We start from the raw sequence: 15,126 nt of genomic DNA, 5'->3' as shown, positions 1-15,126 counted from the left end.
GACCAAAAGCTGAGTTACGGTGTCTTGATGCACCAGAAAGTTGAACGGTCTGTCACGCCTAAATTCTTATTTCTTTATCTCTTAAATTTGAAAACAGGTGATGTAAACATACGAGAAAGTTGAGTTAAACCATAGATAGTTATGGCAAATGCTCCAGATATTTAGCTTTGTCGCCCCGTTCCTCTGCTTATCCGCACGCTTCCCTGCGATGGGTTACCCAGCCCTTTGCAAGGCATTCAAGAAGCCAGGATTTTCAATATGGTAGTCAAAATGGAGGTTAGCCAGAGATTATTAACAGTTGATATAGGGTGCATCCGTGTAATGCTTCACCTGGAATTGGAATTTTACCGTCATCAAATTAGTTAGTTAAAGTTGATTACAACCAGCCATTAAACATCCAACACTAAAATAACCCACTCACCTAACCAACCTACTCCACCTAACTTCATCTTCTCAACTTCAGAGCTTCCTCTTCAATACGCCCTTTTCTCTCCTTTTTCATTCAACATTAAGCATTAAACATCCAACATTAAAATAACCTCACTCAACCAAGCTCCAGGAGCTTTTGAAAACTCTCTTCCAGGGTTTGTTTTTCTTCTACTGGCTGGCGTAAGAATTCATTGATAGGACCAATCAGCTCAAGGGCTCTGTCTATGTCCTGGTTACTGCCTCTAACATAAGCGCCTATATTGACCATATCCTCCACCCGCTTATAAGTGGCCAGATGACCTATTATGTCCTGACCGGCCTGCAAAACTTCTTTAGGTGTAATATCTGATCGAAGTCGACTTACACTCTTTAAGACATCAATTGCCGGATAGTGACCTTGATCAGCCAATTCTCTGGTCAATACAATATGCCCGTCCAAAATGGAACGCACGGCATCAGCAACGGGCTCGTTGAAATCGTCACCTTCTACCAGGACAGTATAAATCCCGGTAATGCTACCTTTTTCATTGCGTCCTGCCCGCTCTAAAAGTTTGGGCAGATGAGCAAAGACTGTGGGTGTATATCCTCTGGTGGTTGGAGGTTCACCTGCAGCCAGGCCAACTTCTCGCGCAGCCATGGCAAACCTGGTCACTGAATCCATCATCAAAAGTACGTCCAGGCCTTGGTCGCGAAAATATTCCGCCATGGCAGTAGCTGCATAAGCAGCGCGCATACGGATAAGCGGGGCCTGATCTGATGTAGCTACCACCAAAACAGACCTGGCCATGCCTTCTGGCCCCAGATCCTTTTCCATAAATTCAACTACTTCTCGACCGCGCTCACCAACCAGCGCAATGACATTCACATCTGCCTTAGTGTATCTGGCCATCATCCCCATGAGAGTACTCTTACCCACACCAGACCCGGCCATTATTCCTATCCGTTGCCCCTTACCCAGGGTTAGGAGTGCATTAATCGCCCTGATTCCAACATCTAAGGGTTCTTTGATTCTGGGCCGTTCCAGGGGATTCAGGGGTTGAGCATACAGTGGGTAATATTTCCGGGGAGAAATATTCTTGGATTTGTCCAGGGGTTGACCAAAAGCGTCAATGGCTTGACCTAAAAACCTGTGACCAACTGGAAAAAGCGGAGGATGGGCAGAGTTTTTGATTAAGCTGCCGGGCTTTATGCCGCGCATATCACCATACGGCATAAACAGGACAACACCGTCCCTGAAGCCAACCACTTCGGCATTGATGTATTGCTCACTATTTTCATCAGCAATAAGTTGGCAGGTAGAGCCAAGGGCCGCTTTTAAACCCTGGCCTTCCACCACCAGACCGACCACCTTGGTCACTTTGCCATAGGTCTGGGCCGGACTTAAGTCATGCAAAAGATGCAAACAATCTTTGGGGCCCATGCTCTCTAACTGTCCTCATCAAGGGAAAGCTCGTCCAAAATTTTTTTCACTGCTGCATACCGACCTTCAATGGTATTATCGACCATGCCTTTGCCGTTTTCCAGGACGAGTCCTCCCTGCGTTATCTGGGGATCAGGTTTGACCTGCCAAAGGCTGAGTTGAGGATGCTTGGCCCTGAGCTTATCCATTATCCCCTGCAATAATTCCGTATCATCCGGATTGACCCTGATGACCAGTTCTTCCTTGCTTTCAATAAGTTCCAGGGCTTGATCCAGAAGATTTTCCAGGACCTTCTCTTTATTTTTCTCCAGTTCGAGACCCAAGACCTTTTCCACGGCCGCCCTGGTTAATAAGACCAAATCCTGCCGGAACCGTTGCCAAATGTTGCACTTTTCCTGCTCAATCTGGCTAATCACCCTGGCAAAATCATCAGTCAACTTCTGCTTGACCTTTTCGATTTCCCGGGCGGCCTGAGCCTGCCCCTGTTTTAACCCCTCTTCCCTGGCCTGTTCTCTAATACCCTGGGCCTCTTGCATGGCCCGGGCAATAATCTCTCTGGCCTTTTCTTGAGCCCTGGCTTTAACCCGCTCCCAAAACTTGTCTTCTGTTTCCGGGGTTAAATAGGATCGATCCGTGGCTCTCGCTTCTAATTCAGCCAAGAACCTGGTCTGCAGTCCTACTATGACCTTGCCGGAATCAGGCTTGGAGAAACTTTTAGACAAGAATATCTCCTCCTCCCTTGCCTGCAATAACAATACGGCCTTCAGCTTCCAGTCGACGGACTACTTTGACAATATTCTGCTGGGCTGCTTCCACTTCGGACAATTTCACCGGCCCCATAATTTCCAGATCCTCCCGGATCATATTCGCGGCTCGCTCAGACAAGTTGCTGAAGAATTTTTCTTTAAGTTCATCCGATGCCGTTTTTAGGGCCAGAGTCAGATCTTCGTTGCTGACCTCCTTGAGTACTTCGCGAACGGCCCTGTCGTCCAGATTAACAATATCGTCAAAAACGAACATGAGTTCTCTGATTTCTTCAGCCAGCTGAGCAGATTCCTCTTCAATTTCCGACATAACTTCTTCTTCCACGCTGCGTTCCACTGCATTGAGAATTTCAGCAACGGACTGGGTACCACCAACTTTTTTGCCTTCTTTACCTCCAATAGCAATTAGCTGGCTTTGCAACACTTTGTCTACCTCCTGAAGCATATCCTCAGGCACTGCTTCCAGTTTAGCCAAACGCATTAAGACTTCCGCCCTTACTCCGGACGGTAAATTCTGAAGCAGTTCAGCCGCGTTTTCCGGTGGCAAATGACCAATAATCAAAGCCAAAGTCTGGGGATGTTCATTGCGTAATATCTGAGCCAGGATTTTTGGACTAACATTACCTAATTCCTTAAAAGGAGCAGGCCCGGTATCCAGGTCCAGAGCATCAACCACATATTTGGCAGTATCAGAATCCAGATTTTCTAATAACTTACGCACCTTATCCGGCCCGCCCAGGAGCATTTCCTTACCTAGTGCGACTGCCTGATTAAACTCCTTGAGCACTTCTTCGGCTTTTTCTTTAGGCACACTCTCCATTTCCACCATGGCCTTGGTAATTTTGGCGATATCTTTTTTGTCCATGCGCTCAAAGACCTGGGTAGTGAATTTATCGCCCAGGGCCAGAAGCAAAATGGCTGTTTTTTGTGTCCCAGTAAGTCTATCCGGACCCGGCACTTACGCACCCTCCTCTTCTTTAAGCCACTTCTTGATCACAGCAAAAGCCTGGTCAAAGTTTTCACTGGCCAATTGTGTGGCAAGAGCTCGTGTATCTTCAATACGTTTTTGCTCTTCCATGGCCAACTGTTCCTCCTCACTCAAGCCCTCAACAAGAGCCATTTTTTCTTCGCCTTCAGGCAACCCTTCCATGTCTTCTGCTTCTTCTTCAACCACCTTGGGTTTTAAGATGGCCATAACAACGGGCCGGACTACCAGGATGAGGAAAAGTAAAATAATCAGCGCATTTAAGAGAGGCTTGCCTATAATCTGGAAGTACTCGGAAACCTTCTCCAACAAAGTAGGCTCAATTTCTGGCTCAGGTGGGCCAAAGGAAAGATTGGACACCTCAATACTGTCTCCGCGAGCTTGATCAAACCCAACTGCGTTTTCCACCAACTGTCTTATTCTGGCCAGTTCCTGAGCTGTTAAAGGTTGATAAACAAATTCTCCATTTTTATCCCGAGTATATTTACCGTCGACTATAACGGCTACACTCAAACGACGCACCTCCCCAATGGGAGCAACAATTTGTTGTTCTTCTTTGCTAATTTCATAATTAGTCGTTGAAGTGGTCCGACTGGTCTCCTGGGTTGAGCCTGAGCCAGTAACACCTTCACCTTGATAGGCCGGTTCAGGAACCCCTTGTTCCAGATTGGCCACTCCACGACTGCTTTCGTCGGTTTTTTGTTCACTGCGAATGACAGCCCCTTCCGGGTCGTAGATTTCTTTATGGATAGTCTTCTGGCTAAAATCCAGGTCAACATTAACTTTGGCAATGACCCTGTTTGGGCCGCCCACAATCGGTGCGAGCATCTGCTCTATGCGCTTCTCCAGATTTTGCTGAAAATTTAACTGGTACTCCAGTTGAGTATTGGTCAATCCCTCCAAGCTATCAGGCTTATGCTGATATAAAATTTTCCCACGCGTATCAGAGACAGTGACACGTTCGGGCTCCATGCCTTCCACGCCAGTGGTAATCAGGTTGACAATGCTTTGGACCTGTTGACTGTTCAATGAGTATCCGGGTTTTAATTTTAGCACTACTGAGGCAGAAGGAGGATTTTGTTCCTCGATAAATAAACTTTTATTGGGCAAAACCAGATGAACCCTGGCTGCTTCCACTTCGGGGAACTCGGTGATTGTACGGGCCAATTCTCCCTGCAAGGCACGTTGATAATTTATACGCTGTACAAAGTCTGTTTGCCCAATCTTATTCTGATCAAAGATTTCAAAGCCAACTCCCTGTCCCTGTAGAGCACCTTCGCCAGCAATCATTAAACGTAGATTATAGACCTGGCCTGCAGGAACCAGTATGGTAGCACCATTATCTTGAAGTTTATACGCAACATTTTGCTTCTCTAAAATTTGAACGACTCGGGCAGCATCTTCAGGGTAGAGGTTGGAGTAGAGAACTTTATACTCAGTGCGATTTACAAGAAACAAGAGGACAATAAAGACGATTATGACCGACGCGAGCATCCCGAGATATAAGATGCGCTGGGCCAAGGTACTTTTACTCCAGAGACCACCTATCTGTTCCCAGGCTTTGGTTAGAAAAGGAGGCATAATCTATCCTTTTTTGTTAATTTAACGATAAACTTTAGCCAACAAAAATTCAAAATTTTCTACATCATTGAAATCTAAAAAGGCATGCGCATTAACTCTTTATAGGCTTCCAGAACTTTATTGCGCACGGCTGAAGTCATTTGCATCGCCAGACCTGCCTTTTGCAGAGTAATCATGAGTTCATGAACGTTCTGATTTTCTCCAGCAGCAAAAGCCTTGATCATTTCTCCCTTTTCTTCCTGTAACTCGTTGACCTTTTTTAACGATTTTTTCAGACTATCAGTAAAAGAGTCATGGACGTTCTTATCGTCCCTGCTTTTTTGAACATCAACAGTTTTCCCGGCCTGCAGGGCGTTAGTGTAGGCTTTCAGAGCCAGTGGTGATATTGCCATAATCGCCTCCTCTTCTTGGGACTTAGTGCGTGAGGAAAAAGTTCGAAAGCAGTCCTAAACCCAAAATAAAGTCTAAGATCCTATCGTCCTATTTCCAAAGCCTTATTGAACATGGTTTTCGCTGTGGTAATGGCCGAGACATTGGCTTCATAAGTGCGCAGGGCTGTCATTAAATTGGCCATTTCCTCGACTGCATTGATGTCCGGGTAATTGACATACCCATCTGCATCCGCATCAGGATGACCGGGATCATAAACCCGTTTAAAAGGCCTTTTGTCCGTGACTACGGCTTTGACCTGCACTCCGCGCAGCTCACGGTCCAAGGCTGTTTGCATTTCCCTGCTAAAAGGAGTCTCCAGCGGGACGGCTTTAAACAAGACGGTTTTGCGACGATAGGGCCCGCCCTCAGCGGTCTGGGTTGTGTTGACATTGGCCAAGTTCATGGAAATGACATTCAAATGCGTCCTTTCGGCACTTAAGGCTGAGGCACCAATATCCAAAATAGTCATGAAATCCATTATTTTCCTCCTTCGCTAATTACCAACTTTAATCCTTCGAAATTTTTACGTAAAACCTGGGTCAGGGCATTATAGAGCATAGTATTTTTAGCCATGATGGCCATTTCTTTGTCCAGGTCGACTCTGTCTTCACCTTGAACCACCCGGGGTTCAAAATCTTTAAAAAAATCCGGCCCAAACTTTTGCGGATTGAAGCGGACTGGTAAATGTTTCTCATTGGTCCGGGTTATTTTGTTGTTCTTCTCTAAATCCAGAGCCGCTTGGAGCTTTTCCTCAAATTCCAAACGTCGAGCCCTGTAGCCCGGAGTTTTGATATTAGCCAGGTTGGACACGACGATATTTTGACGCATCAGGCGCAGATCCAATACCTTGGCTGTAAGTTGAATATTATCATCAAATAAGGACTTCATCGATTCCTCTCCTGTTTACTTGTTATTAAGAGTCATCATCACTGTCACCAGATGCAACTCCTGTTCCAGAATCATCAAGCCCTTCTGTACCCATTGCTTCTTCCAGGGCCTGATCAACCTCTGCCGGGTCAAAGTCTTCACCAATTTCTGAGCCCATTTTTTTGATCATTTTGGCCATGGACCGGGGATCATTCTCATCAAAATCACCCCATTTACTGGGATCGGCCAACCTTTCCAGGCGCGTCTCTTCTGAAAGTTTGACCCTGGCCCGAGAAATGAGCTTTTTCATCCTTGTTCCTCCACATTGCGGACACTTGGCCTCAATTTCCTGGCTCACACGAAAAGTGATTAATTCCTGAATTTTTCGACAATCATAACAATAATATTCATATATGGGCATCAATACCTCCTTGGATGAGTTTGTTGAGTAATTATAAAGTTAAAAAAGCAAGTAAACCCAGTACGCCTTCAACTAAAACTGTTTTTTGAAGCCCCACCTAAACTAATGGGAACATTTTTACGATAACATATACAAAAACTACTTGGAAATGATAATCGCCGCCAAGCCCCAGTCAAGAAAAGACTAGGATATAAAAATACGATTTAAAATCTTGGCATCAACTTTGCTTGTCTCTAAAACAAAGATAAATTTTTTACTCAAAAAAACGGAGGAGAACTTATGAGTCACCTGGATTATGAAATCAACAAGGAATTAGGAGAGTGTTATCTGTTTATGGGAGAGCTGGACAAGGCAGAAGATTACTATAAAAAAGCCGCCAGCAACAATGGGGTACATGCGGACCCTTATCTTGGTCTGGCCACAATAGCCGTGCAAAAGGGAGAGTTGGAAAAGGCCATGTCTTTATACAGAAAAGCAGCTGAGATTGAGCCAAATGACAAGGCCTTTGCAGGCATGGGGCTGGTTGAAATGGAAACCGGCTCCAAAGAGGAAGCCTTTTCCCAGTTTAAAAAAGCCCTGGAAATAAATCCGGAAAATCTAATAGCCTTATTCGGTTTGGTCCAGACAGGGCATGTACTGAACAGGCTTGAAGAAACAATTGGCCACCTTCAAAACTATCTGCAGCTTAACCCGGATAAAGCAGAAGTCCGCTACTCCCTGGCCGGCTGCCTGATAGGTCTTGGTCGTAATGAAGAGGCCAAAAAGCAAATTCAGATTATCCTAGAACAGGACCCTGATAATGAAGCCGCTCAAGAACTACTTGGCCAAGTCGAATAGCTTCTCCTCCCCTTCTGTCCGGCCTTGAATTGATACTTCAGGCCGGACAAAATTAAAAGCTAACCAACTGAATTAGTTAGACTGCCCTGCACCTACGATAAAAATCCTTGCCAGCATCGGGCAAATTTGGCATTTCCTCCCAAAAAAGGAGGAGTGTATGCAATTTTTGCCCATTAAGCGTGCTTTACTGAGTGTTACGGATAAGTCCGGTTTGGTCGAGCTAGCCCGGTTCTTGGCTCAAAACCAGGTAGAGATCGTTTCCACCGGCGGAACCAAAAGACTGCTGGAAGAAAACGGAATCCCGGTTGTTTCCGTGAGTGATGTGACTAACTTTCCGGAAATTCTAGGCGGTCGGGTCAAAACTCTGCATCCGCATATTCATGCAGGCGTCCTGGCTGATAAAGACAATCCTGAACATCTAAAGACTCTTGAAGAGTTAAATATAAAACCCTTTGATTTAATTTGCGTCAATCTATATAATTTTGCACAGGCCGTAGAAAAAAGCCTGGATTTAAAGTCAGCCATTGAGCAGATCGACATTGGCGGCCCTACACTGCTTCGCGCCGGGGCCAAAAACTTCCACTCCCTTTGCGTCTTGCCTAATCCGACATTTTATCCGAGATTTATGACCGAGTTAAAAGAAAACGGTCAGATCAGCCTCGGTTTTCGCCAGGAAATGGCGGCCTATACATTTTCTATGATTTCTGATTATGATCGGATGATTGCCAATTATTTAAAGGTGGATGGGTAGTTGGACGAAAGAGTAACCGGGGTATCTTATACCCCTCCCCCATCAATCCATCAACCCATTAACTCATTAACCCCTTAACCCATCAATCCACAAACAAGGAGAAGGATATAGCTGCCAAGCCCCGTGGAAATCTTACCGGACTGAAACCGAGCCAGGTCAAGCTCTTGACCAGACTGTATAACAGGCGTTTTCCACTCACAAATGTTTACACGCTTGAACAGGCCAGGGAGTTGGCCTTAATCAGCCACGATATAGGGCGGCAAATCGGCCTGATCATTGACCGCAAAGGCAATGTGGTCATGGTCATCGTAGGCACAAGCAGCGGAATTTTGATTCCCCAATTGGACAAGGCAAGGCATGGCAGCGGCCGGTTAAGCGGCTTGAGGCTGTTGCACACCCACTTGAATCTTTCCCCTATTTCTGAAGAAGACCTCATGGACATGGTCTTTTTGCGCCTGGACTCGGTTTCCCTGTTGACTCTTACCCCTGATGGGGAGCCGGAAAAATTTCAGTGGGCCCATATTTTGCCGCCCAATGAAAAAAATAAGCTCTATCAGGTTTACGAACCAGTACCCTGGAGTAGGGTAAACATCAATCTCGCCGCCCAGACCAAATCACTGGAAGAAGAACTTGCCCGGCTGGGAGCAAGTATTAGCGCTAGCGACTCCGAAGCCGGAGAAAACAGGGCCTTACTTATAAGCGTCAGCACATCGCCAAAGGAGGCACAGGAAAAATCATTGCAGGAACTAGCTGAACTCGTCCGTACAGCCGGGCTGGACGTGGCAGGAACAGTTATTCAACGCGTTGTAAAAATAAATCCTAAATTTATTCTAGGTAAGGGCAAGCTGGCAGAATTGGAGGTAATGGCCCTGCAGCAAAACGCATCTATTTTGGTCTTTGATCTGGAGCTGAGCCCAACTCAACTCAGGAACCTAGCCAATATTACAGAGCGCAAAGTTATTGATCGTACCCAGCTTATCCTGGACATATTCGCCCAACACGCTAGCACAAGAGCAGGAAAACTCCAGGTCGAAATGGCCCAGCTGAAGTATACTCTACCCAGACTCATTAAACAAAACCGGGCACTTAGCAGATTGACAGGTGGTATAGGAGGTAGAGGGCCAGGAGAAACCAAACTGGAACTTGACCGCAGAAAGATCAGGGACAGGATCGCCCGAATAAAAAAAGAACTCCAAAAATTGCGCAAGCACCGCCAAAGCACACGTATGCGAAGGTATCAGGCGGATATACCCGTCATTGCCCTGGTCGGCTATACCAATGCCGGCAAATCAACTCTTTTAAACACCCTTACCCACAGTCAGGTTGTAGCTGAAAACAAACTCTTTGCCACCCTGGACCCCACTAGCCGCAGACTTCGCTTCCCCAGAGACAGGGAAGTCATTTTAACGGACACTGTTGGTTTTATCCGCCATTTACCAGAAGATTTGAAACAGGCTTTTATGGCCACGCTAGAAGAGCTCAGCCTGGCTGATATCCTGGTCCAGGTCGCTGATGCCAGCCACCCAGAGGTGGAAGAACAAGTTAGAGCTGTGGATAATATTTTAGAAGATTTGGACTTAAGAGACAAACCAAGGATTTTAGCATTGAATAAATGGGACCTGGTTCATGATGAACAAAAAGTTATGTTGGCAAACACCTTCCCCCAAGCCATACCTATCTGCGCCCTGCAAAGAGATACTCTGACGGGCCTCGTTAATGCCATTCTGGATTTTCTGGATTTATAATCTATCTAGTAAGCCCAGCATCTTCTTACCGAGAGTGCATTTGATATCTGCACTTGTTATTGTGAGTATTCAGTGCGAAAGTTTAGGGGTAAACCTACCTAAATGCTAGTGAGCAAAGACGTTAATGAGGGTACTTGAAAAACAAAGTCCTTTGCGTCTTGGCGCGAGATATTTCTTAAGGAAGGTCAAAGGGGACAAGCAAAAATACTATGAGACAGGCGCAATAGATACAGGTAATGGAGGGGTGATTTCGCAAGAGTTACTGGCGGAGGAAAGTTAAGAAGTCGCTTGTTGTTGATTACCCTTATCGAACTACTCAAAAGTAAAAAGGGTTTACGGCGATTTGCCGTAAACCCTTGATTTCTAATGGTGCCGAGGGACAGAATCGAACTGCCGACACGGGGATTTTCAGTCCCCTGCTCTACCGACTGAGCTACCTCGGCACCGCCGTTAAGCAGGAAAGACTTTTATCCAAAACTTATACCCTTGGCAAGTTATTTTTTTTGTTTTTTTGAAATTTACATTTTTATAAAAACAGATTATTTTTTTGTTTATTCTATAAAAAGGAGAAGAAGATGGTCAGTATATTCTGGTTAGCCTTGACCTATCTTATAGGTGCAATGCCTTTTGGTCTTTTGATTGCCCAGGTTTTCTGTCGTGTCGACCCGCGAAAACTTGGCAGCAAAAATACAGGGGCTACCAACGTAGCCAGAACCTGCGGACTAAAATATGGAGTACTGACTCTGGCTCTGGACATACTCAAAGGTTATCTTCCGGTGATTACGGCCACTAGCTTTAGCAATTCTACATTTTTTCTTTCATTAACAGCCCTGGCAGCGGTACTTGGCCACATGTACTCTGTTTTTCTTTATGGAAAAGGTGGTAAAGGCGTGGCCACCACTATTGGCGTTTTCGCAGCCTTGGTTCCGCAAGCATTGTTATTGTCCCTTCTCGTATGTCTGGCTGTAATTTTTTTGACGGGTTATGTTTCTTTGGGTTCAATAGCCCTGGTATCTTTTTTGCCTTTGGTGCTTATTGTTACGGGGCAATTCAAACTTTTGCCTTTAAGTCTTACTGTCATGGTTTTTATCTTCTGGAAGCATAGGGAAAATATCGAGCGTCTGGTAAAAGGGGAGGAAAATAGGATAAAAGGCTAAATAATCTCTCGCCCGCTCCCGTTGGTCGCTAGAGACGCGGAGGCACAGAGGTTCTTGCTGCCTACCCTAGCTGGGCATACAGCAAGAAAGCTGATATTTTAACCGGCAGACGCACGCAGACCTTTTAAGGGGAAAGAATTACGGGGTACGGGGTAAGGGAAGATTACTTGAACCCATCTTTTATTTTTCACCGCAAGGCCCACACAGACGGACGCAGACCTTCTTGTCCGGCAAAGTCTGCCGAACAAGAAGGATTAAGGTTTAAGGATTAAGCTGGGATAGTTGGGATGTACTGGAAAGATTTGAGGATATGATATTTTTTGTACTTAACAAAAGATTTACATTATGTCGGATGTTGGTCGTAGGCATCTTGTAGGGAGTCTACAAAGGAGTATGCTTCCCTTACCCCTCAATTCCTACCCCTTATCTTACCACCCTTTAAAAATCTAAAACTCAAGAAATTCCCACCAAATTCTACATAAAACCCTGAAACAATTTTAACAACACTATAACTTTTTTTCTCTCTTGATAAAAGAAAGAATTCTAGTCATAATCTAAAAAAACTCTTCTGCTTTTGATAAAGGAGGTCACCTCATGCCGAAAATAAAAATTGCCATTGTTGGTCTTGGAAATTGTGCCAGTTCTCTGATCCAGGGTATTTACTATTATCAAGACAAATCTCCTGAAGATGCCATCGGGCTTATGCATTGGAATATTGGCGGGTATAAGCCTAGTGATATCGAAGTCGTGGCCGCCTTTGACATTGATAAACGCAAAGTCGGGCTCGATGTCTCAGAAGCCATTTTTGCTCCACCCAATTGTACGACCATATTCCATAAAAATATCCCCCAAACAGGAGTCAAGGTACAGATGGGCAAAGTCTTAGACGGCTTTTCTGAGCATATGCGCGACTATGAAGAAAAATATACCTTTGTACTAAGCTCTGCTCCTGAACCAAGCAAGGAGGAAGTTATTTCCATTTTAAAACAAAGCAAGGCTGAAATCTTGCTTAATTATCTTCCGGTTGGCTCGGAAGAGGCCACTAGATTCTATGCCCAATGCGCTTTGGATGCGGGACTGGCCTTTATCAACAATATGCCCGTGTTTATAGTCAGTGACCCGGAGTGGGCACAAAAGTTCACACAGAAAAATATCCCCATTATTGGTGATGACATCAAGGCTCAACTAGGAGCAACCATTACCCACAGAACCTTGACTGATCTTTTTCGCAAGCGCGGAGTCAAGTTAGAACGGACATACCAGTTAAATACCGGAGGCAACACAGACTTTTTGAACATGCTCAACCGGCACCGCCTGCTTTCCAAAAAAAAATCCAAAACCGAGGCAGTGCAATCAGTGGCTGCTCAACGCCTGGATCCGGAAAATATCCATATTGGACCCAGTGATTACGTGGCCTGGCAAAAGGACAACAAGGTCTGCTACCTGCGTATGGAAGGCAAACTCTTTGGAGACGTGCCTATGAATCTGGAATTGCGTTTGAGTGTTGAAGATTCTCCCAACTCGGCTGGAGTAGCCATTGATGCCATCAGGTGTTGCAAACTGGCCCTGGATCGTGGCCAGGGCGGACCTCTTTATGGCCCCAGCGCTTATTTTATGAAACACCCTCCCAAACAATTTCCAGATGACGTAGCCTATGAAATGGTAGAAGAGTTTATTCAAATGGATTTATGAGCCTATGGCCAACCCCTATTTTAACCGCTGAGTGAAAGTCTTGGTCTCTGAAATGCGCTCTTCGAGAACGTAGAAATAGCAAGGGTTTTAATAAGTCAGAAAGTTGAGTAGTTTAAGTTGAGCGATTATTTTGCAGTTCAAACTTTGAGATTGCTTCGCTACACTTTGTTCCACTCGCAATGACAGGAGCGAGTTCGTCATTGCGAGGGCAGCGAAGCTGTCCGTGGCAATCTCATCACCCATTGAGTGAAAATCGCTAAACTTAGGTATAATTAAAAGAAAATTCGTTTATCCAAAATACCCCACAATGCTCTGTCAGCAAGCAAGTTTTGAGAACAGGTCAAGTCTTTGTAGCAGCATGAAAGAAACCAAGACTGAAATAAAACCTTGGAAATTAAGTTGATAAAAAGGTTCGGCCATAGCCTCTTATAGGATATATTAAATTAGTCACGAATTACCGAATCTCGAATCTCGAAAATTAATACTTGCCAGAAGCAATCATTTTTCTTATGGAAACACGTTTCAAAGTCACACGCTCAAGCTAAACCCTCTGGGTGCTCCTTTTAGTTAGGAGTTAGCTTCTTGAGCGGAGGAAAAACCCAAGGAGGACTTATGGCATACGTAACCATGAAACAGATGTTAGAGACTGGTGTCCACTTCGGCCACCAGACCAGGCGCTGGAACCCCAAAATGCGTCCTTATATTTTTGGGGCCAGAAAAGGTATTCACATTATTGATCTGCAACAAACCGTCAAATTATATCAAAAAGCCCACGATTTTGTTGTGGACCAAGTAGCTCAGGGCAAGCAGGTCATCTTTGTAGGCACCAAGCGTCAAGCCAGAGAAGTTGTCAAGGCAGAGGCAGAACGATGCGGTATGTTCTATGTAACTAACCGCTGGCTTGGTGGTACATTGACCAACTTCAAGACCATTCGTCGTAGTATTGAACGCTTAAAACAACTAGAGGCAATGTTCGAAGACGGCAGCGTCAGTCGCTTTCTAAAAAAAGAAGTGGTCAGAATGGAAAGAGAGGTCAAAAAGCTAAACAATGCTCTGGGTGGAATCAAAAACATGGAAGACCTGCCTGGAGTAGCGTTTATTATTGATCCCAAAAAAGAAGAAATAGCAGTCAAAGAATGCCGCAAACTGGGCATACCTATTGTGGCTATTGTAGACACTAACTGTGATCCTGACCTCATAGATTTTGTCATTCCAGGAAATGACGATGCTATCCGGGCTATCAAGCTCTTTTCAAGTAGTATTGCTGATGCATGTTTAGAAGGTTTGGCCAGACGCGAAGATAGAGAAGAAGAACAGCAGGTACAGGAAGAAGCCGCAGAAGAAAACACTGCTGAAGAACAGGAGGAAGATAAAAATGGCAATTAGCGCACAAATGGTTAAAGCCCTGCGGGAAAAAACAGGTGCAGGGATGATGGATTGTAAAAAAGCTCTGGAAGCTTGTGCAGGGGATGAAGAAAAAGCTATTGCATGGCTCAGGGAAAAAGGCCTGGCTAAAGCTCAAAAAAAGGCTGGGCGAGCCACTTCTGAAGGCTGGATCGGATCTTATATTCACTCAAATGGCAAAATAGGTGTCCTTGTCGAACTCAAATGCGAAACTGACTTTGTGGCCAGAAATGAAAAGTTTTTGAATCTGGCCAAAGATCTGGCCATGCAGATTGCCGCCACCAATCCTGTTTGTGTCAGCCCTGAAGAACTCCCTGAAGATCTTATTGCCAAAGAGAAGGAAATCTACCTCAATCAGGCCAAGGAAGAAGGTAAACCTGAACATATTGCAGAAAAAATCGTCGAGGGTCGCTTGAAAAAATATTACAAAGAGGTTTGCCTCTTGGAACAGCCATTTATCAAGGATGACTCCAAGACCATCAAGGACTTAATAAACGAAGCCATTGCAGTACTTGGCGAAAACATACAGATAGGGCGTTTTAGCCGCCTGGCACTTGGAACAGAATAAAAAAAGGGCCGCACGGCCCTTTTTTTTGACTTTATCGTTCAGAGTATTGTGCCTCACTACGTTTTACCTTGCA

Annotated in this window: 15 protein-coding genes and 1 tRNA gene; 7 read left to right on the top strand and 9 right to left on the bottom strand. The window is 45.1% G+C overall.

Annotation, left to right across the window (positions count from 1 at the left end):
- Positions 1–544: 544 nt before the first annotated feature.
- The 8 genes from KFV02_RS10075 to KFV02_RS10040 all read right to left on the bottom strand — a co-directional run bounded on the left by KFV02_RS10075 (position 545) and on the right by KFV02_RS10040 (position 6,899).
- Complete coding sequence (locus tag KFV02_RS10075; protein WP_252381426.1) at positions 545–1,849, bottom strand: FliI/YscN family ATPase; 1,305 nt, start codon at positions 1,847–1,849, stop codon at positions 545–547.
- Positions 1,850–1,854: 5 nt separating this feature from the next.
- Positions 1,855–2,571, bottom strand: a complete 717-nt coding sequence (locus tag KFV02_RS10070) for a FliH/SctL family protein (protein ID WP_252381425.1) — start codon at positions 2,569–2,571, stop codon at positions 1,855–1,857.
- Complete coding sequence (fliG, locus tag KFV02_RS10065) at positions 2,564–3,571, bottom strand: flagellar motor switch protein FliG (RefSeq protein WP_252381424.1); 1,008 nt, start codon at positions 3,569–3,571, stop codon at positions 2,564–2,566. Before fliG ends, KFV02_RS10070 begins: the two co-directional genes overlap by 8 nt.
- Positions 3,572–5,179: a flagellar basal-body MS-ring/collar protein FliF gene (gene fliF, locus KFV02_RS10060; protein ID WP_252381423.1), complete on the bottom strand. Its 1,608-nt coding sequence runs from the start codon at positions 5,177–5,179 to the stop codon at positions 3,572–3,574.
- 74 nt (positions 5,180–5,253) lie between these two features.
- Positions 5,254–5,571: a flagellar hook-basal body complex protein FliE gene (gene fliE / locus KFV02_RS10055; RefSeq protein WP_252381422.1), complete on the bottom strand. Its 318-nt coding sequence runs from the start codon at positions 5,569–5,571 to the stop codon at positions 5,254–5,256.
- Between the two features lie 80 nt (positions 5,572–5,651).
- Positions 5,652–6,089 carry a flagellar basal body rod protein FlgC gene (gene flgC / locus KFV02_RS10050; protein ID WP_252381421.1) on the bottom strand — a complete coding sequence of 146 codons (438 nt, stop codon included), beginning with the start codon at positions 6,087–6,089 and terminating at the stop codon, positions 5,652–5,654.
- Positions 6,089–6,499, bottom strand: a complete 411-nt coding sequence (gene flgB, locus KFV02_RS10045) for a flagellar basal body rod protein FlgB (protein WP_252381420.1) — start codon at positions 6,497–6,499, stop codon at positions 6,089–6,091. Before flgB ends, flgC begins: the two co-directional genes overlap by 1 nt.
- Positions 6,500–6,524: 25 nt before the next feature.
- The gene (locus tag KFV02_RS10040; RefSeq protein ID WP_252381419.1) at positions 6,525–6,899 is read right to left on the bottom strand and encodes an FmdB family zinc ribbon protein; all 375 of its coding nucleotides are present in this window, start codon (positions 6,897–6,899) and stop codon (positions 6,525–6,527) included.
- A 279-nt stretch (positions 6,900–7,178) separates the two neighbouring features.
- Here KFV02_RS10040 and KFV02_RS10035 point away from each other — a divergent pair, with 279 nt between their 5' ends.
- From KFV02_RS10035 to hflX, 3 genes are all read left to right on the top strand, one after another.
- Positions 7,179–7,736, top strand: a complete 558-nt coding sequence (locus tag KFV02_RS10035; protein WP_252381418.1) for a tetratricopeptide repeat protein — start codon at positions 7,179–7,181, stop codon at positions 7,734–7,736.
- A gap of 157 nt (positions 7,737–7,893) precedes the next feature.
- A complete protein-coding gene (locus tag KFV02_RS10030; protein WP_252381417.1) occupies positions 7,894–8,487 on the top strand; it encodes an IMP cyclohydrolase in 594 nt (197 codons plus the stop codon).
- 164 nt (positions 8,488–8,651) lie between these two features.
- Positions 8,652–10,232, top strand: a complete 1,581-nt coding sequence (gene hflX / locus KFV02_RS10025) for a GTPase HflX (protein ID WP_252381416.1) — start codon at positions 8,652–8,654, stop codon at positions 10,230–10,232.
- 367 nt (positions 10,233–10,599) lie between these two features.
- Here hflX and KFV02_RS10020 read toward each other — a convergent pair.
- Positions 10,600–10,675 (bottom strand) — tRNA-Phe (locus tag KFV02_RS10020).
- A 132-nt stretch (positions 10,676–10,807) separates the two neighbouring features.
- Here KFV02_RS10020 and plsY point away from each other — a divergent pair.
- The 4 genes from plsY (at position 10,808) to tsf (ending at position 15,053) form a co-directional block, all read left to right on the top strand.
- The gene (plsY, locus tag KFV02_RS10015; RefSeq protein WP_252381415.1) at positions 10,808–11,389 is read left to right on the top strand and encodes a glycerol-3-phosphate 1-O-acyltransferase PlsY; all 582 of its coding nucleotides are present in this window, start codon (positions 10,808–10,810) and stop codon (positions 11,387–11,389) included.
- Between the two features lie 594 nt (positions 11,390–11,983).
- Positions 11,984–13,081, top strand: coding sequence for an inositol-3-phosphate synthase (locus KFV02_RS10010; protein ID WP_252381414.1), 1,098 nt, complete (start codon positions 11,984–11,986; stop codon positions 13,079–13,081).
- 612 nt (positions 13,082–13,693) lie between these two features.
- Positions 13,694–14,467: a 30S ribosomal protein S2 gene (gene rpsB / locus KFV02_RS10005; RefSeq protein WP_252381413.1), complete on the top strand. Its 774-nt coding sequence runs from the start codon at positions 13,694–13,696 to the stop codon at positions 14,465–14,467.
- Positions 14,457–15,053, top strand: a complete 597-nt coding sequence (tsf, locus tag KFV02_RS10000; protein ID WP_252381412.1) for a translation elongation factor Ts — start codon at positions 14,457–14,459, stop codon at positions 15,051–15,053. The genes rpsB and tsf overlap by 11 nt, the downstream gene beginning before the upstream one ends.
- Positions 15,054–15,126 lie beyond the last annotated feature (73 nt).

This window comes from Desulfovulcanus ferrireducens (assembly GCF_018704065.1).
GTDB lineage: Bacteria > Desulfobacterota > Desulfovibrionia > Desulfovibrionales > Desulfonatronovibrionaceae > Desulfovulcanus > Desulfovulcanus ferrireducens.
Note: the sequence above shows the minus strand (reverse complement) of the source record. Positions and strands in the feature narration are given on the sequence as shown.